Source organism: Ningiella algicola (assembly GCF_028401415.2).
Taxonomy (GTDB): domain Bacteria; phylum Pseudomonadota; class Gammaproteobacteria; order Enterobacterales; family Alteromonadaceae; genus Glaciecola.
This window is the reverse complement of sequence record NZ_CP171821.2, coordinates 12698-38912: the sequence shown is the minus strand read 5'-3', so window position 1 is coordinate 38912 and position 26215 is coordinate 12698. Positions and strand designations below refer to the sequence as shown.

General features: G+C 44.0%; 25 protein-coding genes, 1 tRNA gene and 1 riboswitch. Of the genes, 3 read left to right on the top strand and 23 right to left on the bottom strand.

Annotated features, from left to right (window positions below; translation table 11 throughout):
* Positions 1–69: 69 nt before the first annotated feature.
* Positions 70–1611: a lysine--tRNA ligase gene (lysS, locus tag PN836_RS00180; RefSeq protein ID WP_395342179.1), complete on the bottom strand. Its 1542-nt coding sequence runs from the start codon at positions 1609–1611 to the stop codon at positions 70–72.
* A 71-nt stretch (positions 1612–1682) separates the two neighbouring features.
* Positions 1683–2781, bottom strand: a protein-coding gene (gene prfB, locus PN836_RS00175) for a peptide chain release factor 2 (RefSeq protein ID WP_395342177.1) whose coding sequence is annotated in 2 segments (ribosomal slippage) — positions 1683–2705 and positions 2707–2781 — 1098 coding nt in all. Because the reading frame shifts where the segments join, the coding sequence is not laid out codon by codon here.
* A 207-nt stretch (positions 2782–2988) separates the two neighbouring features.
* On the opposite strand from prfB, the gene PN836_RS00170 reads away from it, so the two are divergent.
* Complete coding sequence (locus PN836_RS00170; protein ID WP_395342176.1) at positions 2989–3222, top strand: hypothetical protein; 234 nt, start codon at positions 2989–2991, stop codon at positions 3220–3222.
* 82 nt (positions 3223–3304) lie between these two features.
* On the opposite strand, the gene PN836_RS00165 is transcribed toward PN836_RS00170, so the two are convergent.
* The 6 genes from PN836_RS00165 to prfC form a co-directional block, all read right to left on the bottom strand.
* The gene (locus tag PN836_RS00165) at positions 3305–3871 is read right to left on the bottom strand and encodes a hypothetical protein (protein ID WP_395342175.1); all 567 of its coding nucleotides are present in this window, start codon (positions 3869–3871) and stop codon (positions 3305–3307) included.
* A 114-nt stretch (positions 3872–3985) separates the two neighbouring features.
* Entirely contained in the window at positions 3986–5047 is a 1062-nt protein-coding gene (locus PN836_RS00160) for a M48 family metallopeptidase (protein ID WP_395342173.1), read from the bottom strand.
* Positions 5048–5116: 69 nt separating this feature from the next.
* On the bottom strand, positions 5117–5743 hold the full coding sequence (locus PN836_RS00155) for a hypothetical protein (RefSeq protein ID WP_395342171.1): 627 nt from the start codon (positions 5741–5743) through the stop codon (positions 5117–5119).
* A gap of 314 nt (positions 5744–6057) precedes the next feature.
* On the bottom strand, positions 6058–6618 hold the full coding sequence (locus PN836_RS00150) for an NADPH-dependent FMN reductase (protein ID WP_395342169.1): 561 nt from the start codon (positions 6616–6618) through the stop codon (positions 6058–6060).
* A gap of 87 nt (positions 6619–6705) precedes the next feature.
* On the bottom strand, positions 6706–8454 hold the full coding sequence (gene argS / locus PN836_RS00145; protein ID WP_395342168.1) for an arginine--tRNA ligase: 1749 nt from the start codon (positions 8452–8454) through the stop codon (positions 6706–6708).
* A 34-nt stretch (positions 8455–8488) separates the two neighbouring features.
* On the bottom strand, positions 8489–10075 hold the full coding sequence (gene prfC / locus PN836_RS00140) for a peptide chain release factor 3 (RefSeq protein ID WP_395342165.1): 1587 nt from the start codon (positions 10073–10075) through the stop codon (positions 8489–8491).
* A gap of 131 nt (positions 10076–10206) precedes the next feature.
* On the opposite strand from prfC, the gene PN836_RS00135 reads away from it, so the two are divergent.
* Positions 10207–11139, top strand: coding sequence for a DMT family transporter (locus PN836_RS00135; protein ID WP_395342164.1), 933 nt, complete (start codon positions 10207–10209; stop codon positions 11137–11139).
* Here PN836_RS00135 and rimI read toward each other — a convergent pair.
* The 8 genes from rimI to PN836_RS00095 all read right to left on the bottom strand — a co-directional run bounded on the left by rimI (position 11116) and on the right by PN836_RS00095 (position 16734).
* Positions 11116–11652: a ribosomal protein S18-alanine N-acetyltransferase gene (gene rimI, locus PN836_RS00130; protein ID WP_395342161.1), complete on the bottom strand. Its 537-nt coding sequence runs from the start codon at positions 11650–11652 to the stop codon at positions 11116–11118. The two genes, PN836_RS00135 and rimI, sit on opposite strands and share 24 nt — an antisense overlap.
* Positions 11653–11670: 18 nt before the next feature.
* Complete coding sequence (locus PN836_RS00125) at positions 11671–12021, bottom strand: hypothetical protein (protein WP_395342159.1); 351 nt, start codon at positions 12019–12021, stop codon at positions 11671–11673.
* Positions 12022–12047: 26 nt separating this feature from the next.
* Positions 12048–12124, bottom strand: a tRNA-Trp gene (locus PN836_RS00120).
* A gap of 49 nt (positions 12125–12173) precedes the next feature.
* Positions 12174–13025: a phosphotransferase gene (locus PN836_RS00115; RefSeq protein ID WP_395342156.1), complete on the bottom strand. Its 852-nt coding sequence runs from the start codon at positions 13023–13025 to the stop codon at positions 12174–12176.
* Positions 13026–13028: 3 nt separating this feature from the next.
* Positions 13029–13658 (bottom strand): nicotinamide riboside transporter PnuC, encoded by a 630-nt coding sequence (gene pnuC / locus PN836_RS00110; RefSeq protein WP_395342154.1) that lies wholly within the window; start codon positions 13656–13658, stop codon positions 13029–13031.
* A gap of 29 nt (positions 13659–13687) precedes the next feature.
* Positions 13688–13942 carry a YkoF family thiamine/hydroxymethylpyrimidine-binding protein gene (locus tag PN836_RS00105; RefSeq protein ID WP_395345376.1) on the bottom strand — a complete coding sequence of 85 codons (255 nt, stop codon included), beginning with the start codon at positions 13940–13942 and terminating at the stop codon, positions 13688–13690.
* Positions 13943–13979: 37 nt separating this feature from the next.
* Positions 13980–16118: a TonB-dependent receptor gene (locus PN836_RS00100; protein WP_395342152.1), complete on the bottom strand. Its 2139-nt coding sequence runs from the start codon at positions 16116–16118 to the stop codon at positions 13980–13982.
* A gap of 49 nt (positions 16119–16167) precedes the next feature.
* Positions 16168–16274, bottom strand: a riboswitch (TPP riboswitch).
* Positions 16275–16323: 49 nt separating this feature from the next.
* Complete coding sequence (locus tag PN836_RS00095) at positions 16324–16734, bottom strand: acyl-CoA thioesterase (protein ID WP_395342150.1); 411 nt, start codon at positions 16732–16734, stop codon at positions 16324–16326.
* 138 nt (positions 16735–16872) lie between these two features.
* On the opposite strand from PN836_RS00095, the gene PN836_RS00090 reads away from it, so the two are divergent.
* Positions 16873–19104, top strand: coding sequence for a GNAT family N-acetyltransferase (locus tag PN836_RS00090; RefSeq protein WP_395342148.1), 2232 nt, complete (start codon positions 16873–16875; stop codon positions 19102–19104).
* A 62-nt stretch (positions 19105–19166) separates the two neighbouring features.
* On the opposite strand, the gene PN836_RS00085 is transcribed toward PN836_RS00090, so the two are convergent.
* The 7 genes from PN836_RS00085 to PN836_RS00055 form a co-directional block, all read right to left on the bottom strand.
* Positions 19167–20441 (bottom strand): tetratricopeptide repeat protein, encoded by a 1275-nt coding sequence (locus tag PN836_RS00085; RefSeq protein ID WP_395342146.1) that lies wholly within the window; start codon positions 20439–20441, stop codon positions 19167–19169.
* A gap of 2 nt (positions 20442–20443) precedes the next feature.
* A complete protein-coding gene (locus PN836_RS00080) occupies positions 20444–21058 on the bottom strand; it encodes an energy transducer TonB (protein ID WP_395342145.1) in 615 nt (204 codons plus the stop codon).
* 1 nt (position 21059) lies between these two features.
* On the bottom strand, positions 21060–21461 hold the full coding sequence (locus PN836_RS00075; protein WP_395342143.1) for an ExbD/TolR family protein: 402 nt from the start codon (positions 21459–21461) through the stop codon (positions 21060–21062).
* A 12-nt stretch (positions 21462–21473) separates the two neighbouring features.
* Positions 21474–21998 (bottom strand): MotA/TolQ/ExbB proton channel family protein, encoded by a 525-nt coding sequence (locus PN836_RS00070; protein WP_395342142.1) that lies wholly within the window; start codon positions 21996–21998, stop codon positions 21474–21476.
* Position 21999: 1 nt separating this feature from the next.
* The gene (locus PN836_RS00065; protein ID WP_395342139.1) at positions 22000–23358 is read right to left on the bottom strand and encodes a MotA/TolQ/ExbB proton channel family protein; all 1359 of its coding nucleotides are present in this window, start codon (positions 23356–23358) and stop codon (positions 22000–22002) included.
* Positions 23359–23364: 6 nt separating this feature from the next.
* Positions 23365–24129, bottom strand: coding sequence for a DUF3450 domain-containing protein (locus PN836_RS00060; protein WP_395342137.1), 765 nt, complete (start codon positions 24127–24129; stop codon positions 23365–23367).
* Between the two features lie 246 nt (positions 24130–24375).
* A complete protein-coding gene (locus PN836_RS00055) occupies positions 24376–26193 on the bottom strand; it encodes a 2OG-Fe(II) oxygenase family protein (RefSeq protein ID WP_395342134.1) in 1818 nt (605 codons plus the stop codon).
* Positions 26194–26215: the final 22 nt, after the last annotated feature.

Genomic DNA, 26215 nt, shown 5'->3' with positions numbered 1-26215 from the left:
GAACACATTTGAAGCTATCAACCGAGCCAATATCAAATACTAACTCGGTATGAAGACATAAGAATGCGCCTAGTCCTGTGCTAAGGGGCGCATATGTGGAAATAGAATAACGTCTTTTATGCTAGGACTATCTGAAAACAACATGACCAAGCGGTCGATGCCAATGCCCTCGCCTGCGGTTGGTGCCAAGCCGTATTCGAGCGCGGTGATGTAGTCGTCATCAAAGTGCATGGCTTCATCATCTCCTGCGTCTTTTTCTTCAACCTGCTTTTTGAAGCGCGCAGCTTGGTCTTCAGGATCATTTAACTCTGAGAAGCCGTTTGCCAGCTCGCGACCGCCCACAAAAAACTCAAATCTGTCGGTGACGAATGCGTTTTTATCATTGCGCCTGGCTAATGGAGACACTTCCCAAGGGTATTCAGTAATAAAGGTCGGTTGGTCGAGCTTTTCTTCAGCAGTGGCTTCGAATATCTCGCACAAGTACTTACCTGCCCCCCAAATACCATCCACTTCAGGCTCTTTGATATGAAGCTGTTTTGCCATAGCCTTCATCTCGCTTAAGTGATTTTCAGGATCTTTTATGGCCGCCTCATTCGCGTCTGGCCAATATTTCAAAATCGCGTCGGCCATGGTTAATCGTGCGAAAGGTTTACCAAAATCATAAATCGTTTCACTCACTATCTCGCCGTCCGCGTTTTTCTGAGTATTGCGAACCTCTGTGCTGCCCAAGACTTTTTGTGCTAAATCGCGCAGCATTTCTTCGGTCAAATCCATCAAATCGTTGTAGTCTGCATAGGATTGATAGAACTCAAGCATAGTGAACTCAGGATTATGCCGTGTCGACAAACCTTCATTTCTGAAATTACGGTTAATCTCAAACACTCGTTCAAGGCCGCCTACGACTAGTCGCTTCAGATAGAGCTCAGGGGCGATGCGTAAGTACATTTCGATATCAAGCGCGTTATGATGGGTCACAAATGGTTTTGCCGTCGCACCGCCTGGAATAACCTGCAGCATTGGTGTTTCCACTTCAATAAAACGGCGCTCAGTTAAAAACTGACGGATTCCATTAACAATTTGACTGCGAATTTCAAAGGTGCGGCGTGTTTCTGGATTGGTGATCAAGTCCACGTAACGCTGTCGATACTTAGTTTCTTGATCCGCTAAGCCATGGAATTTTTCTGGTAGGGGGCGAAGCGCTTTGGTCAATAACTCATAACGCTCCATATTGACATACAAATCGCCTTTGCCCGATTTGTGTAGCTGACCCGAAACGCCAATAATGTCGCCTATATCGAGGCTGCCGTATGTCGCCTTAATGTCTTTTTGCACGCCTTTATCAGCATAAGCTTGAATACGGCCAGTCATGTCTTGCAATAATAAGAAAGGTCCCCTTTTAGCCATTACCCGGCCTGCGATGGTCATATAGCGAGGATTGTCAGCAAGGCTTTGCTTATCAAACTCACCAAACTCATTCTGAATATCTTGGGCATAATGGTCACGGCGAAATTGATTCGGAAAACCATTTGAATCGCAGTCCTTTCTTATTTCGTCGAGCTTAGCTCGTCGTTCTGCGATCAATTTGTTTTCGTCTTGCACTTGCTCTGTCATGAATCTTCCTAAAAATAAAATTAAGGTTTATAGGCGCTTTGGATTTACACCCCTACAAGCTTCGTGTGTTCCTACAAGCCAGACTTTAAGCTGGCAATAATGAATTTGTTTAAATCACCGTCCAACACGGCCTGGGTATTACGCGTTTCTACCCCAGTTCTCAAGTCTTTGATCCGCGAATCATCGAGCACATAGGAGCGTATTTGACTGCCCCAGCCAATATCAGACTTATTATCTTCCATGACTTGTTTTTCCGCATTTTGCTTTTGCAGCTCTAGCTCGTATAGCTTGGCTTTGAGCTGTTTCATAGCTTGGTCTTTGTTCTTATGCTGTGAACGGTCGTTTTGACACTGCACCACGGTGTTAGTAGGTAAATGCGTAATACGTACAGCGGAATCGGTTCGGTTTACATGCTGACCGCCCGCGCCGGATGCCCGATAAGTGTCAATGCGCAAATCTGCGGGATTGATATCGATATCAATATCATCGTCAACTTCAGGGTATGCAAAGGCAGATGCAAACGAAGTATGTCTACGATTACCTGAGTCAAATGGAGACTTTCTCACTAATCGGTGAACGCCCGTTTCGGTGCGAAGCCAACCAAATGCATATTCGCCGGTAAACTTAATCGTCGCACTTTTAATGCCCGCCACATCACCATCTGATACTTCTATCAATTCAGTTTTAAACCCGTTCTCTTCACCCCATCGCAAATACATGCGAAGCAGCATGTTCGCCCAGTCTTGCGCTTCAGTTCCACCAGAGCCAGACTGAATATCGATATAGCCGCCACTTTGGTCATTTGGACCGCTGAACATACGTCTAAATTCGAGCTTTTCGAGTGCGACAATTAGCGACTTCAGCTCGTTTTGTGCTTCCTCAAATGTCTCCTCGTCTTCGGCTTCAACCGCTAGCTCAACTAAGCCCTCTACATCTTCGGTACCTTGCTCAAGCGTCTTAATAGTCTGGACGACCATCTCTAAGCTATTCTTTTCTTTGCCTAAGGCCTGAGCATATTCAGGTTTATTCCACACATCAGGATCTTCTAGTTCTCGGCTAACTTCTTCTAAGCGCTCAACTTTTTGGTCGTAGTCAAAGATACCCCCGAAGCGAATTAGATCGCTCTCGAATATCGGCAATGGCATTGTTGATGGGATTAACTTCGAACATGTATTTGATAAGCCTTATTTGTGAACATTTGGGTCTAAATTTAAAGATGCAGAGTGTAACGAAAGACGGGAAGATTTAACAGTAAAGTGATGTTTTTACACGATGTTACAAATAGCCCATGCTTGTAACAAGTATCCGCTTGTATGCGATGACCTGATGCAATATTGTATAGTAAAAGCAATTCAAACAGCGAAACGGAGTAATAATATGGCCGGACAAGGCTCAGGCGGAAACGTAATTGCCGCAGTATGTAGTTTTTTCATTCCCGGTTTAGGGCAGTTAGTACAGGGCAGAATTTTAGCCGCACTCTTGTTTTTTGTAGTGGCAGCAGGTTGTTATGCTCTTTCAGCAACGGTCATTCTCATTTTCATGTGGCCGATAGGTTTAATTGCGCATATTTGGTCAATTATCAGTGCCGCTCGCTATCGACCGATATTGTAGTAGCTGACATTTTCAACTTATGCAAAAAGCGATGCACAAGCATCGCTTTTTGGTGACCCACATCTTGCACACAAAGTTAAGATTAAATCTTTAGTGAGTTCGCCATATTCTCAAACTCTGGCGATAAACTATCAAAATAATGAAGCTTTGTGGCGATCAAAATCATGCTGTATAGCTTTTCACCACTTTCCAGTATCAAAACATCCCCTCGTTTTGCAAGACCATCAGCGGTGTAAAAATCCATGTTAAAGCGGAAGCCCATTTGCCCATTGACCGGCATGGGTCTTAAATTGCTTACCGAAACCTCTGACTCACCTCCAAGCAAGTTTCGCACGGAAGTTGAAACAAGACTTTCTAACTCATTGGGTAGCATGCCAGCTTTGAAACTCGGCATTGGTAGCTCTTTACTTCTTGATGAGAACATGGGCTTGCCACTTTCCAACTCGCCAACAAATATCAGCTCATTTAACTGATGTCCGTCCATCGTCCAGACCTCTGCATTTTTGCCCGGCGCATTTGGCGCCTTATTCCAGTGAAATTGGGGAGTAACCTGCATACCCTTTACAGACACCGGTGTTTTGCCAACAAGCTTATAACTTGCACAAGATGCAAGAAAGATACAAACCATTGTTAAAAATAAAACTCTCATTCATTTACCTTAATGTATTAATATAATATTCAATCATTGCTTTATCACTTGCCTCGGGGTGTCGTTGCAAGTATTCGTCAAAGTGCTCAAGTGCTTTTTTGTTTTGCTCACCTTTTAAATGCATGTAACCCAAATGTTTAAAAGTCTCTGGGGGGTACTTTCACTCTCAGCAGCGCGCAGATAAAAATCGATCGCCTTTTGTGCATCACCCTCTTGCGCGCGCATTCTATGCAGTTCGCCTGCAAAAAAGTGCGTAAGCCCAACAGGGAAACCCAAGCTTTTGTGTTTTGCAATCAATAGCTCAGTTTGCTCATACTCTTGCAAATTAATATGATTGGCCATTGAGTCGGCATAAATCATCTTAATCTGATTGATGTAACGCTCTTGATTAAGTATCTCTGCATTTGGGAACTGTTCGACAAGCTTTACTGCCGCTTCGCTTAGTTTCTTCGCTCGACTTTTTGAAGGTGGATGAGTCGACCAGAAAACGCTTGAAGCCTCTTTACTTTTATCGGCCTCACGTTCGAGTTTAACCTGCTCCCAGACCCTTGCAGCTTCTTGCGGTGAATATCCGATGTTTGCCATCAGCTCGATACCAATTAAGTCGGCCTCATACTCATGCTCCCGACTAAAACTCATATTGGCACTTGCCATGCCAAGCGTTGCAAGCCCATAAACACCTGTTAATCCAGCTAAACCAATATCGATAAAAGTCGCAAGCGCACTGGAATCTCGTGCACTTCGATAACGCATTAATTGATGTGTCATGAGAAAATGGCCGATTTCGTGACCCAAAATAGCCGCTAACTGCGCCTCATTGTCCAAACGCAACAACAAACCTGTGTGCACATGCATCATACCATTAGGATACACTGACGCATTAAAATGAGGATTATCAATTAAATACACACGTATGCTCGAGCAATACTCTCCTGCCAAATTACAAACCAATTGACTTAAGTAATCATTAATTAGTGGATCGGTCACTCGGTGAGGAGAACGCTGCGTCTCAAACTCAAGCTGCTCTACTTTGTACCAAAAACCGCCCTCATCAGTGTGAAGTTCTGGCTTATAGTTCACATCCAGTCGAGGTGTTACGCTTAAATTAGCTGATTTACTGTGCGCAATCGGTAGGCTCAATAAAATCACTAGTGCGAATAATTTTTTGATACGCATAATAACTATCCCTTACTTATGCCTTTGCTGTTGGCTGGAAGTGCCTCGTTGGTTGAGGCACTTTTTTACCTAGTTTGGCGCAGGTAAAGTATCGAGCAGGTTAGTAACAGTTTGTGTGGCAGGGGCTAATTCGCGTAAATCGCCTGTTGTGCTTATTAGTCTGTTGAACCACACTAAATCACCGGTGTTGAGGTCAACGACCGAAGCAAAGTCAATTTGCGTGCCGCCTTGAACACCAACACCCAGCAAGGCCATCCCAATTTGCATAGCAACTCTACCGCCGCTGGCGTAGCTGTCGCGAACAAAGACAAACATGGCATAGTCTGCTCCTGTCTCCTCTTTGAGAACTTTGGCAGACTCGCCCATAGTCCAATCGAATTCCTTGTTTTTATTTGGTAAAGGAACTGGGCCAAAATGATGAAATAGCACGTTATAACCAACAGCCATATGCAACTTTTCAAGCTGAACTTGAACTGAATCAATGTCGTTGGTTTCTGAAAGATACTGCATCATCTGAATGTCTTTAGCGTCCAAATGTGAGCTTATCGCTTCGTGCATATGATTTTTCGCATTTTCAGTCCATTCAGCATTAAGCTCAGTCATGCCGCTTGCAGTCAAAACGGACAGTTCAACATCCAAAGGCATGAGTAAAACCTTTGTACCTGCGTTCGCTTCATTGCTCTGAAGAGTTTGCACGGTGGATGCTTTGTTTGTCGAACTACAGCCTTAAATAAAAGCAAAGGACATGCACACTAAGAGGATGGAAAACAATTTGCGGGTGTTTATGCGCTGACTCGCGCTCGAGAAAGAAGGTACTGCTAAAATCACTTTAACGCTCCGTGTAAATACAACACGATGGAGATTAACAACATTCAATGTACGCGACAAGAAAGAATTTTGAAGCTTTGGTATAAATGTAAATAACTATTGAACCTGCACAATAGATAAGAAGCAGCGCTCTATCTTTTCCTATTTTCTGTAATAGCAGAGCGCCTTGAAACAGCTGTTAGCTAGAGCATGCTCGCTAGTTGGGAGCCAATCCTATTAAGCTTTTTGAGGGTTGCCTCGTCAGATATTTCGTATTGCTCATTAACTAGATTACCAACCCCGCTAATTGCAAGCTGGTCTCCCAACACGTTCACACCAATATTACTAAGCAGTAAACGCACGGGCACGAGCACTCTTATGCCGCCAAGCCCACCCGGTGATGCGGCTATCAATGCTGCGAATTTACCTTTAAATGCTTCAAGCGGCTTTTCACCTTCTTCTTTGCGAGAGGCCCAGTCAATAACATTCTTAAATAAGGCACTGTAGCCGCTATTATATTCGGGGTTTGCAATTAAAAAGGCGTCGTGGCTTTTAAGTAATTCTTTCAATGCCTTCGCTTTTTCAGGCATGCCATGTTCAGCTTCCAAGTCTTCGGTAAAAATTGGGATATCCGCATATTCGGACATATCTACTACCGTGACTTCCACGCCCGCATCGCGTGCGCCTTGGGCAGCGGCTTTTACTGCGGCAAAGTTGTAAGAATGTTTGCGGCCGGAACCGGCAAAAGCAAGTATTTTTGACATTGAGCTTCCTTAAATCTGATGAGTTAGCAGAGCGTTATTAATTTACAATATCATTACGCTATCTTGCTAACTTACGTTCAAGTCTATTTACATATGCTCAAGTGTTTCAATGCCAAGAATGTCTAAACCTTGGCGAATAGTTTTAGCGCTAAGCGCCGCCAAACATAGTCGGCTCTGCTTGGTTGCTTCACTCACGCCTTGTTTTAAGATTGGACTTGCCTCATAAAAACGCATAAACGCGCTGGCCAGTTCATACACATAGGTGCACAGAATATGCGGACTTGCTTCGCTAGCAAGCGACTGCAAAACCTCTTCAAACTGAAGTAGCTTTACACAAAGGGCATGTTCAGCGTCATTCTCGATGAATATAGATGTGGCTCCGGTGACTTTATCCATGTCTAAGTCAGCTTTTCTAAAAATACTGCGAATACGGGTGTACGCATATTGAAGATATGGAGCTGTATTCCCCTCAAAACTCAGCATGGTGTCCCAATCAAAAATGTAATCCGTCGTGCGGTTTTTACTTAAATCAGCATATTTGACGGCGCCAATGCCAACGGTTTTCGCAATTTGTGAATTGGCATTGCCTTCGTTTTGCTCAAGCTCGCGTTCGCTAAGCAATCTACTGGCGCGTTCAATGGCCTCATCAAGCAGATCACACAGCTTGATTGTGCCGCCCGTTCGGGTTTTAAAGGGTTTGCCATCTTTTCCCAACATCATGCCAAAGGGGCAATGCTGGTATTGATGGGCTTGGGGCATGTAGCCCGCTTTTCTGGCAACAATTTCGGTTTGTTTGAAGTGTAAGGCTTGACGGGCATCGGTAAAAATTAGCGTGCGGTCGGCGTTTAAGGTGCCGCATCTGTATCGAATGGCTGCTAAATCGGTCGTGGCATATAAAAATCCACCACCCGATTTTTGTATAATATACACCGCAGGATTGCCTTCTTTGTCTGCCATTTCAGGAATAAAAACAAGGGTAGCGCCCTGATCAACCACCGCTATACCGCGTTCTAACAAATCTTCGACTAGTTGCGGTAAATCAGGATTGTATGCACTTTCGCCCATCACGTCTTCACGCGTCAGCGACACATTGAGCTTCTTGTACACCTGTTCGCTATGTGAAATGGATATATCAATAAACCGCTCCCAAAGCTTGAGGCAATCTGCGTCGCCTCCTTGTAGCTTGACCACGTATTCGCGCGCTCTGTCAGCAAAGTCCTCTTCTTCGTCAAAACGCACTTTCGCTGCTCGATAAAAGTCCTCTAAATCGGAAAGCGCACGATGGGCTTGTGTGTTGCTATGGGAATCTAATTGGTCGCTCAAGTGCGCCAGTAACATACCAAATTGTGTACCCCAGTCACCCATGTGATTTTGTCGAATCACCTTATGCCCTAAAAACTCGAGGGCTTTGACGACGGCATCACCAATAATCGTGCTGCGTAAATGCCCAACATGCATTTCTTTGGCTAAATTGGGAGAGGAGTAGTCAACAACCACTTTTTGCTGCTCTTGGAGGCTAACGCCTAATCGCGCGTCAGCAAGAGCGTGCAGTGCTTGTTTGCCGAGCCAATCGCGCGACAAATGAATGTTGATAAACCCAGGACCAGCAATTTCACATTTTTCCGTTAAATCACCGAGCTCAACCGCGTCCAGTATATCTTGAGCAATATCACGTGGCTTCTTTTTCAGCTGTTTTGCTAATGCCATTGCACCATTAAATTGATATTCGCCAAACTCTGAGCGCGTGCTTTTGCTGATAGGCACGGGCGCATTTTCTAGGCCCAGAGAGGCTAAGGCGTGGGTAAATCGTTCAGCTAAAACTGACTGTATCAACATTGCGGATTTCTCTACTAAATTTTTGTTATCTAAGCTACTGCTCGCGCGTTGCAGCAAAAGTGATGTCTGGATAGCGCTCTTGCGATAGGGACAAATTCACCATTGTAGGCGCGATGTATGTCAAGTTATCAGCACCGTCATACGCTAAGTTTGCCTCCGCCTTACGCTTAAATTCGTCGACTTTACGCTCATCACCGTACACCCAGCGCGCGGTAGCTACGTTGATGTGTTCATACATGGCATCTACATTGTATTCAGCTTTCAAGCGAGCAACGACAACGTCAAACTGAAGCACGCCCACCGCACCCACAATCAAGTCGTTATTGATGAGCGGTCTAAACACCTGAACGGCACCTTCCTCTGAAAGCTGTATCAGCCCTTTTAAAAGTTGCTTTTGCTTAAGCGGATCTCGCAAACGGATGCGTTTGAACAGTTCCGGCGCAAAATTTGGAATCCCGGTGAAGCGGTAGTCGCCGCCTTGGGTAAAGGTATCGCCAATTCGCATAGAGCCATGGTTATGCAGGCCTATGATATCACCTGCATATGCCTCTTCTAATAGTGCTCTGTCACCGGCTAAAAACGTCAGCGCGTCTGAAATTCGCACGTCTTTATTGATGCGGGTATGACGCATCTTCATGCCCTTTTCGTATTTACCAGATACAATACGGCAAAAAGCAATGCGATCTCTGTGTTTAGGATCCATGTTCGCTTGAATCTTAAATACAAAGCCTGAGAACTTATCTGAATCTGCGTTAACGAACTCATCTTTGTCAGTTGCGCGCCCTTGCGGCTTAGGCGCCCATTCAACCAGGCCGTCGAGCATATGATCAACACCAAAATTACCTAAAGCCGTGCCGAAAAATACTGGGCTTAGCTCACCCTTTAAAAAGGCATCCAGCTCAAACTCATGTGATGCGCCCTGCACTAACTCGAGCATTTCGCGCAGTTCTTCTGCATAGCTCCCTATGGCTTCGTCAAGCTCTGGATTATCTAAGCCCTTAATAATCCTTTTATCTTGAATAGTGTGCCCTTGACCGCTCTTGTACAAGACCGTCTCGTCGCGGAGTATATGATACACACCTTTAAATTCTTTACCCATTCCAATGGGCCAAGTAATGGGTGCACATTTGATTTTAAGTACATCCTCTACTTCGTCGAGCAAATCGATTGGGTCTCGAGTATCTCGATCCAGCTTGTTCATAAACGTGATGATGGGTGTATCGCGAAGGCGAGTGACTTCCATTAGCTTAATGGTTCTGTCTTCCACACCTTTTGCAGCATCAATGACCATCAAGCATGAATCTACAGCGGTCAGCGTACGGTAGGTATCTTCCGAAAAGTCTTCGTGCCCGGGAGTGTCGAGCAAATTAACTAAGTGCTCATGATAAGGAAATTGCATGACCGAGGTAGTTACCGATATCCCCCGCTCTTTTTCCATCTCCATCCAGTCTGATTTGGCATGCTGACCTGACTTTTTGCCCTTCACAGTGCCCGCAACCTGCAGCGCGTTTCCGAATAATAAGACTTTCTCAGTAATAGTAGTTTTACCCGCATCTGGGTGAGAGATAATTGCGAAGGTTCTTCGCTTATCAATCTCACCAAGGATATCGCTGCGACTCATGCTTTAAGCCTCTTCATTTTGCTGTATGCTGTTAACGGCGCGCTACTATACACTTACACCCAACAATTTTAAAGGTAGGCATTAGACACACCTATCGCCAATCAACACTTTTATTAGCCAGGAAGATATTTTTGCAGTCTCAATCCACAATTAACGACAGTTTGTTCAGCGGTATTTTACTTGCTTTAGCCGGTACCTTCATGTTTTCACTCAAACCCATACTGATAAAATTCGCCTACGAGATAGACCTAAGCAGTGAGCAGGTGATAACCCTAAGAATGCTGTTTGCCGCGCCGTTTTATTTAGGCGTGATAGGGCTTCATTGGATGCGTAACCAAGATAAACGCAGTGTGTATGTAAATCATTTACTGCCTGTTGCTGTGCTGGGTGTTCTGGGATATTTCGTCGCAAGTTATTTAGATTTACTGGGCTTACAATACATCAGTGCACAGCTTGAACGCGTCGTGTTGTTTTGCTTTCCAACGATTGTTGTGATCATGTCTTATGTATTTTTTAAGACTAAATTGCCCAAAAACATATGGATAATTTTAGGGATGTCTTACTTAGGAATTTTACTGATATTCGGACATGATCTTACAACCCTTGGCAGTGAAGTTGCACTTGGCACCTCGTTAGTGTTTTTAAGTGCCATTGCATTTTCAATATATGTGCTTTGGAGTAAGCCTATTATGAGTAAAATTGGCTCTCAGGTGTTCACCAGTTTTGCGATGATAGCGGCAAGCATTGCTATATTCATCTACTTTACGGCGACCCAGGCATTGTCTTCTCTGAGTGTGAGCACCGAGGCCTATCTTATTTGCGCGGCTATCGCCTTTTTCTGCACGGTTATTCCTTCTCTGCTTGTCGCCGAAGCAATTCATAAAATTGGACCTGAGCGAACGAGCATTGTGGGCACTTGCGGCCCTGCTCTAACATCCGTGTTGGCGGTATTTTGGCTGGGTGAGGCCTTTACCTATTATCATGCAGTTGGACTTGCACTTATCATGCTTTCAGTTGGTGCGATGATTAAAAAGCCAAAATCACACGTCCAAGCGATAGACTAATGCGGTTTCTTTGCTTGCGGTATCTTTTTCAACCGCTTGTTCGCTGACGTAGTAGTTTGCGCGTTGCCCGCACAATTGAAACCCCATACGGGAATAAAGCGCTTGGGCGGCTTTATTGCTCTGGCGCACCTCTAGGTGCACGCAACGCATATTTGCCTCTTGCAGCTTCTCTACAAGCGCCTGCAACAAAGCACTTGCAAAGCCTCGCTTTCGATAGGCTGTGGATACACAGACATCCTCAATTTCAGCTTCATCCAATACACTGCTAACCATCACATAGGCGATAACTTTGCCCTTAGCATGAGCTTGTTGCTGTGTCGTCAATAGCAGTGAGAATATGGTAGTGATTGAGCGCTCAAACAAGGGAAACTGCCAAGGGTTTTCGCGGTGTGTGCAAAACAGCTGATATGCATCTTCAATTTGTTGGCCGCTGGCATCAGACGGATTAATAAAAGACAGTTCGGCGCTTAAAGAAGATACGGTATTGACGCCGCTTTTTGGGTGATTGCTCATCACAGCTGTGAGTCGAGCTTAAGCAAGCTCGTCTAACTCGCCCTTTATTGCATCCCAGATTTCTCGTTTGAGTTTTGCATCGTCAACAGCAAGTGTAGCAGGCAACACAAGACTCTTGGTGACTGAGTCGAAAGATATCGGTGCAGTATCACTAAACTTACATTGCTGAACATCAAGCTTGAGCAATGCTATCAAATCTGGGAACCAGGACTTTTGAGATATCGCTGCATGTGAAGGTGTGTCTGAATCGGCTGCTGGTGCTTGAGGCGCTGTATCGGCATCCTGTTCATCAGCAACGGAGGCACTGTGATGATAAACATCAATGCCCATCGCTTGTAGTATCGATAGTGTTTTAGTTTCGATATGCATTCACAACGCGACTATTTGAAGATAAGTGGCAGGGGTGGAGGGACTCGAACCCCCAACCATCGGTTTTGGAGACCGCTGTTCTACCAATTCGAACTACACCCCTAAATTCGCTTGCATTATAGCGAGCGCGGTGAAGAAATAAAGCATAATTTTCACCGAGCTTGCGAAGCGCGCCACCAAAGTTGATGGGTAAAAATAACCAAAGGTTGCAATATCGCCACGCGCTGGTGCACTTCACTTCTGTGATAATCAGATAATTCAATATAACGACGTATTAAGTCATCAGCTTGCCCTTGGTCAAACTGATTGGCGAGAATGCAGGTTAATAAATCGAAAAAGCGGCATCCCGCAGAGACATATTCCCAATCGAGAAACATACCAGTATCGTCAAGCACGTGCTCAATACTCAAGTCGTTGTGACATAGCACAAAATCGGATTGATATCGTTTGACATAATCCCTCCACACCTGCTTGTACTCATCAGCTTTTTTAGCCCATTTTTTTTCAGGATCAGGAATATTTTTGAGATATTTTTGCCAATGACTGGGTAGATTAAGCGTGTATTGTTTAATGGTTTGGTCATAACTGAGCCCTGACTGCTTTGACTCGTCAACGCTGGATAGAAAGTCATGCACGTCCAAACTGTGGATGCGCTGCAGGCTGCTGGCTAGTATATCGATTTTGTCCTTGATGTCGTAAGACTTCACATTAAACTCAATCCACTGCTCAAGGTAAATTTTATTGTTGTTAGACAAATGCAAAGGCATAGGCGCACAGCCACGTTTTGCCAAGCGCGTTTGTATTTCAAGCAGTTCCCGCCTGTTTACAGGCACCCAGCGTTTGCCTGCAAATTGCTTGACTAAAAAGCGTTTATTTCCCGCAGTTAAACAATAGCTTTGATTAACGCTTCCGCCGGGTATTTGTTCAAGCTTTACTTGGCCAGATCGCGTGTTGAGCGCGATATGTTTAAGGCAATATTCAAGCAAAAGGTGAAACGAAAGCATCTTTTACCGGTTACTCGTATCGTATTCGCGATGAATTAGCATATCTTGAGACCAGTTGATGTAACCTCTTAAGGCAAGCAAAATTAAAATCAGCATCAATATCACGGTGAAGTAAAGCTCATTACTCGCAAACAGATAAATACTTAGCGCGTTAATGATACTCCAGTACATCCATGACTGGAGGTACTTTTTGACGGTGAGATAGGTGGTAAGCAAGGAAAACATCGTAATGCCTGCGTCCAAGACTAACAAGTCATAAGCAAACCATTGCAGAGCGATGCTTTGCGCTAAAAAAACAGTCACCAAGGTTAAACTGATACCGCCTCCCAACACAATAAGGTGTAAGGAAAGCGGCATGTGCAGGGCGTTAAAATCCTCTTTTGCCTTGCGCCAGTGCAAAAATCCGATGATAGCCATCATTACGTAATACATGTTCAATAGCATTTGGAAAAACAAGCTGACATCCCAAAACACATAAGCAAATAGAATTGTGGAAATGAGCGCCGCTGGCCAGCAAAGTATTGACTCTTCAGCAGCCAGCCAAACGTATGCGATAGAAAATACAACGGCGCATATTTCAGCCATGCTTTGCTGCTGCCACTGTTCAAGGGCAATACTAAAAAACGCTTCCAAGCTAAATGCTCCCTCTTGATGACCTTCGACTAATCAATACTCAAATGTGTGCCATTTAAAAATTTACAGACAAATACAGCTTGCCCTACTTCTTCATGCGTGTGCTGCATCTCGGCGCACAAAATACGCATGACATCTTCGTACTCGCCCGCTACCAAGGTGTTCGTTGTACTGGTTTTCACTTCCAGTGTTTTGTGGGTATTTAATCGTTCAATAAATTCAAGAATGGGCTCAACATATTTTTCTGCCAGGGGATACAAAGATATCTCAACCAATAATCGCATGTTTGTTCCTTTTTGATTTACAGCGCCCGCTAGCTGTTTAAAATTGATATTCATAACTCACGCCAAGTTGGCGCTGCTGACCAAATTGAAAGTAAGGCTCCACAAAAGCATATTCGTCCCGAGGATCATTGCTAAAACCGCCAAAGCCCCTTGTAAAGACCTCACGATCAAACAGGTTTTTGACCCAAATTCTGACCAAATGCTCGTTATACTGCCAGCTTAAGTTGCTGTTGACTACTACAGTGAAGGGTGCTCGTTCCTCATGCCCGTCTGAAAATCGAAATTCGTCTTTTGCATCAAGGTCAACAAACCACTGCCAATTATCTAAAATGTTGACAGCAGAGGATAAATAGAGCGTAAAATCAGGCGCTTGTGCCTGGTCTTGCTCGGGAACAAAGCTGCCATCTAATCTAGTGTAATCACCGAAAGTCGCATCCAAATAGCCAATGTTGGCGTTAAGGTTCCAATCGTTGGTGAGCGTAAAGCTACTGGTGATTTCAATACCCTGATTAATGCCCGTGTCGGTATTTCGTACCGCGTCAGCGAATGAGGTCACTATGGTGCCGTCGTCCAGTACATTTTCAAATATAGCGAAATCACTGACTTGGGCGTCTTCGCGCTGCATATAAAACACGGTAACTTGATAGCGCGCGCGATTTTCCAATGCGCTGCCTTTTATGCCAAGTTCATAATTCCAATTGTATTCAGGAGCAAAGGTGCGATTATCCGCGCTTAAACGCTGATCAAAGTTAAACCCACCCGCTTTATATCCCCGAGAAATACTGCCATAGACCAGCATGGATTGACCGAGATTGGTTTTAAGCTCATGGTCCACCGATACCGACGCGGCCAAAAGTGTGTCATCAAGCTGTTCTTGAAAAAAGTCAGAATCGGTATAGTCAGCTTCAAAATTTTCAATTCGCGCTGCGACGACAACGTGCGTGCTATCAGACAGCTGGGATTCATATTGTCCATATAATGATAGCGATAAGGGCTCAAAACGACTCGTAAAATCACCATCATTAAAGGTATATTCACGCAGAAGCTGTTCATCAGCATCTCGGTAGCTCGCGCCAAACAACCATCGATGAGGTGTCTCGCTATGGTTACTATTGATTCTCACATCCGCACTTTGGCGAGTCACATTACGATTATATCGGTCAAAGGAGCTGTAGCTAAAAGGATGAAAGGCCGGGAATGTCCAATCTTCATCGTAGGCATAATCAAACTCGCCATCTAAATACGTTAGCGTAGCCTGCACATCAACATTTTCAAATGCCGACTGGTATTTTACGCTGGCCGCTTTTGCATCGCTTTTATCAAAACCAGGCTGGTCAGATTGAGTCACATTGTCGTTGTCCAATGAAAAGGCATCGTAACCATTATCTATGTCGAACAAGTAGGTATTTAGCGAAAGTGAGCTGGTATCGCTGAGCGCTTTTGAGAGAAATAAAGTCGCGCTTTTTTCATCAATATTGTTGGTATCGTCACGATTTAAAAAGGCATTTTGCACAAAGCCATCTTCTTGATTGACTTGTGCGCTTACTCTGGCACTTAGGGTATCTGTAATGTCGCTGCCAAAAGCTGCACCTAAGTTAAGTGCATTTTGCTGGCCGTAGCTTGCAAAAAAGCGTCCGCTTTGGCCATCTGCACGAGCACCCGAAGCACCATTGCTGACTAACTTAATGACTCCTCCTAGACTGGAGATGCCGGTAGCCACCGACTGTGGGCCAGATAGCAACTCCACCTGCTGCACATCAAAAAGCGTCGCAAGGGAGCCTAACCCAGAAATATCAATATCATCTATTAGCAAGCCAATAGATGGATTGATAGGCTCTGCAAATTGACTGCGCTCCCCTATTCCGCGAATTTGGATGAACTTCCCGCGACTTGAGCCGGAGGTAAAATTGACGTTGGGCATAACGCTCACGATGTCCTGAATGTGTCTCGCTTCGCGCGCCTTTATTAAGGCATCGGCAATCACAAGGTTACTTCCTGGCAATTCGTAAAGGCTTCTGTCAAACAGGTCTGCGGTGACTACAATGCGTTCAACTTGCGCTAGGTTTTCATTGTCGCCGCTAAGTTGTGATTGAGCTTTTGCGGGCGATACAGCGCTGGCACAGGCCACAGAGGTACAAAGCGCGATTGCTGTGGGAAACGATGTTAACTTTTTCATGATTGGATCTCTTCGTTAAGTGAAAAGATCCGGTATTACGGCAGGTGATAGATGAGTAAGTCAGCCATTCCTACGCCGGTACTAACCGGATCAGGTAGATTAGGGTTTCCTTATGGATCTCAGCTACACTTTCGTGTCGCACCCCTTGGTGATGGCTTGGATAATAGCAGTCGCGGTCGCCTTGTCAATCGACAAGGATAATTATTTACAAATTAAGCTGTTGGATTTCTTTTTCAGTTTGCTCAAGCAGGCTTTCTTTGGTTTTGTTGTGCGGGACGGGTTGTCGAGTCTTCGGATCAACCGCTACAAAGACGATATCATCGGCAAGGCATATCGTTTTTTTAGTCGCTTTGTTTCTCACCAGGCACGTGACAGTGATAGAGCTTGTTCCCACATTTTTTGTCGCCAATCCAAATTCTACAATATCTCCCATAGTGGCAGGAGACTCGAAGCTGATTTCGCCAATGTGCTTAGTGACCAGACAATTGGTTTCTAGCTGGCATATTGCGTAAATGGCGGCTTCCTCATCAATCCAAGCAAGTGCCCTGCCGCCGAAAAGCGAATTGGCATAGTTCAAATCCTCTGGCATGACTAGACGTCGAGATAAAAATCGCATGGCATATTCCTGTTTGATTTAGTTGCTAAGTTAGTATTTAAAAGCACAATCATTTTAAAAGCGCCTAAGCTGCGCTATGTCTTATTAGGGATTGAGGTTAAACTATGCTCATTAGTAGGAGCATAGCGCATATCGTTAATGAATGAAGCACAATCCGATAAAGACCTGAGTGATTGGCTAAGCATTAGGCGAAGTCACTCGTCATCAAGGCAGCTTCTATTAATGGCCTACAAAAATACTTCAAGGCAATACAGCGCTTTACAAACGCTCATCACTTCGTTAGACAGCTGTTTGATTCTAGGTAACGAACACACGAAGCGTAGTCTGGGTAGTGATTACGTAAAAACAAATACCAATGTAATCTTTACACAAGCATCTCATATCAAACCCTTACTCGGAAAAGACTTCGATCTAGTCATATATGACTGCATGGACGGAATAGTCGCAAATACGCTTTTTGCAATTTCAGGTCTAATCAGACGTTCAGGTCTTTTAGTGATGCTATGCCCTAAGCTCGCAAACTGGCCTAGCTACTTTGCCCGTCACCAAGGCATTAAATTCAGTTACGGTGAAGCACATACTGAGTGTGTCTTTGCTAGTTTTTTGTCTGGACATTTTCTAGGCGACTCACAGGTTGCACAGATAGACGATTCAGGCGCTATTCTTCCAATAGTCGCTTCACAAGCAGAGCCCGAACTTACACTTGAAAATGTTTGCGATGCACCGCCCTCCAGTTTAAGGCAAAGTGGGTTTACCTTAAGTAAAAAACAACAAGATATTTTTAACAAAATACTACGGGCTTGGGATGAAAAGCACATTTCAAATAGCCTAATAACGGGTGCGCGTGGAAGAGGAAAATCCACACTACTAGGCTTTTTGGCTTTTGAAGCGCTGCGCCGCGTATTAATAGGCACAATACAATCCGAAAATGACGATTCTCAGATCGCTATCTGTGCACCTACCGCTTCTCAAGCCAAGATTGTCTTAGACGTTGTGAACAAGCTTCTCACGCAAGATTCAAGCTTAAGTTCATCTCAAATAAGCTTAATTAAAAACACAAATATTATTCAAAGCTATGCGCCTGACCAAAGCGATCAGATACCTGAAAATTCATACCTATTTATTGACGAAGCTGCCTCTATGGCGCCTGAATTAATCGATAAGCTCTGTGAAAAAGTCAGCCACACCGTTTTATCAAGCACCATGGACGGTTACGAAGGTAGTGGTAAAGGCTTACTTTATCGATGGCTGCCAATGCAAATAAATACAACTGAACACTATCGCTTGTATCAAGCTTTCAGGTGGGATAATAACGACGCACTTGAAAACATGATGGCTGCGATATTTTCACCAAATTTGACAGTGCTTGATGCAGAACAACCCACTAGTACCTTGCATATATCCGACGGTTTACATTGCCTCAACAAAAGCGAACTTTTAGGCGACTTTAAGCTGTTTAGGGAGTGTTTTTCGTTATTGCAGGGCGCTCACTATCAGTCTACACCTAATGACATTCAAAGAATGTTGAGCGCAAGTGATTACCACATTTGGCTTTATATAGAAAACTCACAGTGTGTAGGCATAATTTGCACGATTGAAGAAGGTGGGGCTGACACGTTTTACGAAAATCAGCTGAGATTTGACATAGCAATGGGTAAACGACGAGTACAAGGTCATATGAGCGCTCAAGCGCTTGCTCAAGCCTTGCAAATACCTGAGGTCCTTGGTGAACCTACTTTGAGAATTAATCGAATAGCGGTACATCCTCAAATACAGGGACAGGGAATCGGTTCACAGATGTTGAGCTGTTTGAAAAAGATATTCTTGCAGACAAAGAATCAAAAGCAAAACCTAAGCACTTCCTTTGGGATGACGCCCAAACTTGTAAAATTCTGGCAAGCAAACAGCTTTCGCCTTGTTAAACTTGGATATAGGAAAGACACTAGTAGCGGGGCTGTTACTGGCCACTTTATGCATTCAGAGAGCGAAAGCTATAAAGCAATACACGATCTTGCAAAAGCGTCCCAAGCAATAGATATGCATTACTTGAAGAGATTTAATCCCAGCATATACCGCAGTATCCCAATTGAATTACTGACTTTCGAGAACAAGGAAACGATAGAAGAGGCTAAAAAAAGCATAACAAAGCAAAAACGTGCCTTGTTTGTCAATGAAACTCTATCCTTTGATATGTCTAAATCGAGCTTAGCGTATTGCCTATACCACTCTAGTGAGTCAAACCTAGGTCCAGCCCGCTCGCTTTTCGAAGAATTGCATCAGCCAAACTTAAGTAAAACGCAGAAGCTTGAAAACGCATCAAAGTTAAGAGCATTGATGAAAGCTGAGAACATCGGTAAGCACTTGAGATAAATAAATAACCCGCCTTGCGGCGGGTTATCATTTTCCAACATTTACTACGCTTAGTACAATTGCTACAAGCGAATGCCTCTGTTTTTAGCTTTCTCCTCAATGTAGGGTATCCATGCAGATGCATTGCGACGAAGTGAAGGCGATTTTTTCGCTTCTTCAGCATGCTCAAATGCTTTTCTGAAATCACCGTCGTAGAAGTTCGCTTCCATTAAGGAAAAGTGAACTTTCGCGGTGTCATCGATACCCATTTCAAGTGACTTTTCAAGTGCAGAAATTGCGCCTTTATAGTCTTCAGCTGTTAACAACAAAGCCCCCTCTTTGCGATAAAACTCAGGGTCATTCGTCATTTGAGCCGCTTGCTCATAATATTTAGCCGCATCTTTATGCTCTTTCGCCTGATGGTAAGTATTAGCCAAATTTGCTATTGAATCACCATCGTCTTCGATCATACCTTCTTTCATATACTTCTGATGAAGCTCAGCAGACTTAAAAGGTACGTCTTGTGAAGCATACAGCTGAACAAGTGCTTTATATTCCGACTTCTTGGTTAAGAAACCTTGCTTATATGCAAGCGCAAATGTAGACAAGGCTTTATCGTAACTTTCCACTAGCATGTAGAAGAATCCTAACTGCGTCCACCAGTTTTTCTCCTCCGGAAACAGCTCAACTAGAGTCTCGGCTACCTTTACCGCTTCAGGGTAATTTTTCGTTTCGTGAAATGCGTTCAGTTTTAAAGCATATGGGTTTTTATCGGGCTCTTCCTGCAACTCAATTGCTTTATCAGCGGCAACAATCACGTTGTCGAAATCCTTCAGCTCGTTGTAAGCTTGAGATATTCTTACGTAGGTCATCGCATCTCGTTTACATGTGAAATCCATCCACTTGTCGTACCACGAAATCGCACCAGCGTAGTCTTCTTCCTGCAATGACAAATCACCCACTAACTTTAATAGGTCTGCTTGGTCACGGTCGTTTAGAACTTCTCTTCCAGCTGCTGTTTGCAAAAGTCGCAAAGATTCAGCGCCATTCTTTTTGCCATCCATCGACACTAAGATTTGTCCTAAGAATCGCTCGACAGAAGCCTTATCAAATTCCTCTTTAGGCTCAATATCTCTCAGTAATTCTACCGAATCAGCCAAGCGCTCTTCATTATATGCTTCGAATGCTGCTTGGAGTTTCTTACCGGTGCGTTCACCCAATAACTTTGTTTTTGGCTGCTTGTAGCCAGGACAAACAATGGGCGCCTGTTGAGCATACGCAACTGTTGCCATTCCTGACAAAGAAAACAAGGTGCACACCGCGATGGATTTAATAAATGGTAATTTTCTACTATTCATATTTAGTTACCTGCCAAGGTGAAATCTAGTCTTACTTGCAAACCTGGCTGCTCCTGAGCAACGCCATCCACCACTTTTGGTCGGTACTTCCATTTACGTAAGGCGCGTTTTGCCTCGCGGTCGAACACGCGCTTGGGGTCTGCATCTAGTACTGAAACATCTTTAACACCGCCCAAAGTATCGATAGTGAAAGACAACAATACCCACCCCTCTTTACCGTCTCGAGCTGCATCAGGCGGATATTTTGGATCTATACGAACAATTGGTGTAGCGTCACCGTCACGCATCATGTCGCCAATACCACCAATATTGACACCTACACCGCCAGTATCCACATTAGGAATACTCAAACTAAATCCATCTGTATTTGGATCAGCAGCGTCTGGCTCTACCATCTCGACCTTTGGAGGCTCTTGAGGAGGAGGTGGTGGTGGAGGCGGAGTACGAACGCGCGTCTGAGCCTCATCGTCTGGCTCATTCATCACTATATCGATTATGGGTGGTGGGGGTGGCTTTTCACCGGGTTCGCCAGTGTTTTCCACCAACTTAGCCATCACCACAAACAATGTGAACGCAACGCCGGCGCCTAATAAAATAGACACTATAAATCTAATCATACTATTCGCCCCTTACCGCTACGGCCACACGCTCAATTCCAGCAGCTTTCACTTGGTCCATTACTTCCACTACCAAACCATGTTTTGCCTTCAAGTCTGCTTGAATAAACACTACATCTGTAGGTTGTTCGAGCAATAACTTTTCAAGATTAGCGCGGACGGCTTCAACAGAAATCTCTCTTCTGTCCATCCATACATCGCCATCTTCAGTGACTGCTATAAAAATGTTTGCATTCTTGTACTGTACGGCAGTGACGCCATCAGGTTTATTTACTTCAATACCAGCTTGCTTTACAAACACTGTCGTTACGATGAAGAAAATCAACATAATAAACACGATGTCGAGCATCGGCGTCATGTCTATTTGTGCATCTTCATCCGGCTCTCTAACTTTACGTCCCATAACAATCTCTTTTTAGTGATGTGGCAAACTATCAACGAGGGATTCTTTCAGCATTTTCGCTTTAGCTTCAATTCGAGAGCTAAAGAAAAGTCCTGAGAGCGCCGCTACCATTCCAGCCATTGTAGGGATGGTCGCCATTGAAATACCCGCCGCCATTAGACGAGGGTTACCCGTGCCTTGGGTTGACATTGTCTCAAACACGCCAATCATTCCGGTAACCGTCCCTAACAATCCAATTAGAGGGCACATTGCCACTAAAGTTCTAATAATTAACAATCGAGCTTGTAAACCATCAGAAGCTTGTGAAATCCATGCGTCACGAATTCTATGCGCGTACCAAGAAGTGGTATCTTGTCTAGCTTCCCAATCTGCAATTATCTTCTTCTTCACAGATGGAAAAACCGAAGTTAGATACCAATAGCGCTCTATCATTAAAGTCCACATGAGAAAGAGCGCCCCGGCAACGAAATACAATACGTTGCCGCCGGTCGCGATAAATTCCCTGACAGATTCCCATAATCCAATCAGAGCTAACATATTAGGCTTTCTCCGCTTCTGCGTGCTGGGCGATGATGCCTGCGGTCTGCTCATCAAGGATGTGAACAATTGATTTGCTTCGACCCGCTACGATACTGTGCATCAAAATCAGTGGAAGTGCCGCAATAATACCTTGGGCCGTTGTTACCAACGCCATTGAAATGGAGCCTGCCATGATTCTTGGGTCACCTGTACCGAATAGTGTGATTTGCTGGAAGGTAGCAATCATACCTAGTACCGTACCTAGTAGACCAAGGAGAGGCGCGATTGCAGCAAAAATCTTAATAATATTAATACCCGCTTCAATGCGCGGAAGCTCTTTAAGAATCGCTTCATCAAGCTTCAGCTCTAAGCTCTCTGAGTCAGCCGTTTTATTGGCTTGATACACCGTCAAGATGCGACCTAGAGGGTTTGAGTTTGAAGGATTATCAATATTGTTTAATTGAGACTTCATCTTACCACCAACGGCTGTAAGTGAGATAATTTTGTAAAGACCAATCAACAAGCCAATAATCAACATACCTGTAATAATGTATCCTACGATACCACCTGCATGATAACGCTCAGTAAGTGTTGCTTTTTGCTTGAACAACTCAAGGATAGCACCACGTGAGGGGTCAATGAAGGTTGCAACAACACCGCTAGTAGCACCTAAAAGATCCTGAGTAGTTGCTACTTGGAAACCTTCTGGCTGACGACCTAGTGGCTGGACTTTATTATCTTCGTCGTTATAAGTAAGGTAGCCCGCTTCACCCACGAGGTTAAAGGTACCAATACGAACCACATCTTGAGTCGTAGAACCACCATCTAAATCAACAACTTCAGTCGTAAACTTAGACACTTTACCCGATTCAGTCATTTCAGTTTGAAGCGCAATCCATAAATCTTCTAATTCTTTGATATTAGGGAGACCTTTTGAATCTTGCGCCATTTCAGCCAAGAACTCATCACGACCAGGATATTCAGCACTCACTATCGAGGTTGAAATAACGCCATACGCGTCTGCTGATGCTTGACGTACCACACCAAACATTTCGCCTAGGGTACCGGCTGCTTGATCAAGTTCGGTTTCTTTGTCGATAAGCGTTTGTTCGTTTTCTGCAAACTGGGCAGTTAATCGGTCACCCCGTTGCTCTTCCGCTCTTAAGGTTGCTTGAGCTTGGCGAAGCAGTGCTTGCTTGTCGGCTCTTTCGTCTAAAAATTCACGCTCTCGAGCTTCGTTAATACGCTGCTCGGAAATACGGTCATTTTTTACCTGTTCTAAAAGTTGCTCTAATGTGGTGGGTGCTTGCGCATTTGCAAAACCTGATACCAATGCAATGGATGCTGATGCGACAAGCGCTTTTATTGTTGTTTTCATTACGCCTTACTCCGCTGCTTTGATTGGTAGTTTGATAAGATCTTCTGGAACCAAGCCCTGCGCCATGCGCACTGCTGTAATTACTGAATCCAGATACTCACCGCCTAATTCTTGCCACTGTCTTTGTTCGTTGTCCCAAACATATGCGGTTTGCTGGTCAAGCGTAAGTGCCATTAATGCTGTTCGGCCTAAATTAAAGAAATCAACAGAAACGTTGGTGCCATTAACGTCAATAGTGCCGTCATATGACTGGATAGTTCGACCATATTGATTTTCAATAGAATAAGCATCAATCACTAATCGGAACTGCTCGGAAACCGTTACGTCAGACCGTGTCATTAGATCGCGCAAACGCTCCACGCGAGCAAGACGCTCTTCAAGATTAATTGGCACATCTAACTTTATAAATTGCTCTAAACTATCAATCATTCTGTACATCAACGGCACAATTTTTTGCTTGATGTCATCAATCGAGTCAATTTGACGTTGAAAAGAATCAATTGCGCGCTGTTGATCGGCAACGAGCCCTGCAAGATAGTCGTTATAAATCTTAAGATTTTCAGTCTGGTCGACCACACTACGATATTCAATCAACAATTCCTGAGACTGCTCAAATATATTGTTAATTTTTTCTTGTGATTGTGCGGCCGCAACCTGAATTTTACGCTCTTCATTTTGAAGTTCTTCAAGTGGACCTGCGAATGCGATACTGGTCGCTGATAGCGCGAGTGCGCCAATCACACCAGAAGCAATGTGAGTTCTCTTGCTCATTATGGACATATTCCCAACCGTTTTTAGTCTATTTAAAACGTTGCAAATGGCGAGTTGCCATTGCACTTATTGTTATTCGTAGTGTTACCCTGAATTTGGTGAAATCGCGCTTCTGTATACTGATTAATCACACAGAAATCGCGCAGGGCAATACACAAATAGTCACAGGATGTTACAGAAATGTCAAGAATTGAGGAGAGTCCTTCCATAATTAATTAAATATTAAGGAGGATTTAAGAAAAACCTCTATTTTTCCTGATAAACAATATCGCAAGCAATGGAAAGCCGAACGGTTTCCTCCTCGAACGGCACAGTGCCATGCCATAGCATTGATGGAAAAAGCACCAATTTACCCACTTCTGGTTTGACCTCTTTAAGCGCAGGTAGTCCTAAACCGTGATTTTTGAGATTTGGAATTCCGACCTGAAAGTAGCCTTGATTACTGTCGTTCGTGATATTCGGGAGGCTTACATAAAGCGCTGAACTTAACCATCCCATTGGATGAAAATGATGATTGTGGTATCCACTTTTTTTAAGCGCGACGGACCAAGAACCACTGAATTGCGTTTCCTTGTGCTGCCAAAAACCAGGATAAATTTCTGGCAATCCTTTCAAAGTCTCACGATAGCTTTTTACCGCTGCTCTATATTGGGCTTTAACATGAGCCAACAAAGGGTGATCATTATCGAACAAATTTCCCCTCGTTTGGGTCCCGTTGTGAAGTGTTTGTTCAAGCGGTTGCTGTTTGGAAGCATGCAAACTCAGTAAATATGTTTTTAGTTTCGACAGGTAGTCTTCCAAGGAATGGTTTTTAGGCGGCTCAATGGTATATTCAAACACATAATTTTCAATGTTATTAAATGGATATTGCCAACTAGGCGTTAAACGCGAACAGGTATGCAACAAGGCTAAGAGCATTTGATCTTGTGGATAAGTTTGCAGCAATTTGTTGAGATGTTGATAAGCAAGTTCACAATAATTGTGTTCAAGTGCAAATTCAATTAACTCTCCTTGTACATCCAAAGGTAGCCCGGACGTTTCGAATATTTCAACAAACTGTTCTTTTGAAATATTGTAATGCAACTTGGCCCTTGTAAGTAATGCGACTGAAGCGAGATGTAAGGTTTGTTGCGAAGTATCGTTGGCTTCATTCATTTTACCGAGCACCTTCTGGGCTTCCTCAAGCATATTGGTTCTCAACAATTTTCGGATGTAGGCGAAATATACCGTCTGTGGAGTCTCATTTTGCATGAGCGCATTTTCAAAGGCAGCAAACATACTCTCGCCCTGCCCTGACTCCCACATAAGGTCGCAGCAATTATTAAGCGTATCGATCGCAAAGGGGTCAAGCTGTAAGGCTAAACCATAATGCTCTAGTGCTTGCTGATTCTGGTTAATATCACTCAACGCATTCGCAAAATTATGATGAAAGGCATGCGAGCGATGACCTGTAAGGCTTAGCTGTTCAAAGTAAACCACCGCTTTTTTCGCTTCGCCATTTAAGCGATAGGCAAGACCTAATTCATGCAAAAGAGCCGGTATATTAGGATGCTGTTTTGTCGCATTTTTGAGCAATGAAATGGCCGAATTAAGGTCATTGGCAGCCATATAGAACTTCGCCTCCAGGTGCATTAAGCGCCAGTCAAACAAATGGGCTTTTTGTGCACGATGGAGGTTTGCGCTCGCCTCGCCCAGTTGCTGCGAGTCTATTAATACTTGTATAAGATTTATGTAAGGGTCGATATAATCTGGCTTTAATGCAATAGACTTTTCGTAATTAGCGATAGCTTCTAGTTCATTACCTTGTTTTTTGTGTATATTCCCAAGAGTGTTCAAAACATGAGCTTGTTGGGGCTGAATAGCCAAAGATTTACTTATGCTTGAAATGGCCTCTTGCAACTGACCAATTTTGTAATAGAGCGCTCCCATTAGCTGCAATGCTTCGTAATTATCCGTTTGAATCTCTATGCTTTTTTGATAACAAGATAAAGCCTGTTCGTAGTGCTGAGAGCGATGAAACTGCAGCCCTCGTTGTACCCATGCCATACTTTGCTTACTTAGCATAATCGCGTTCTCATGCATCTTT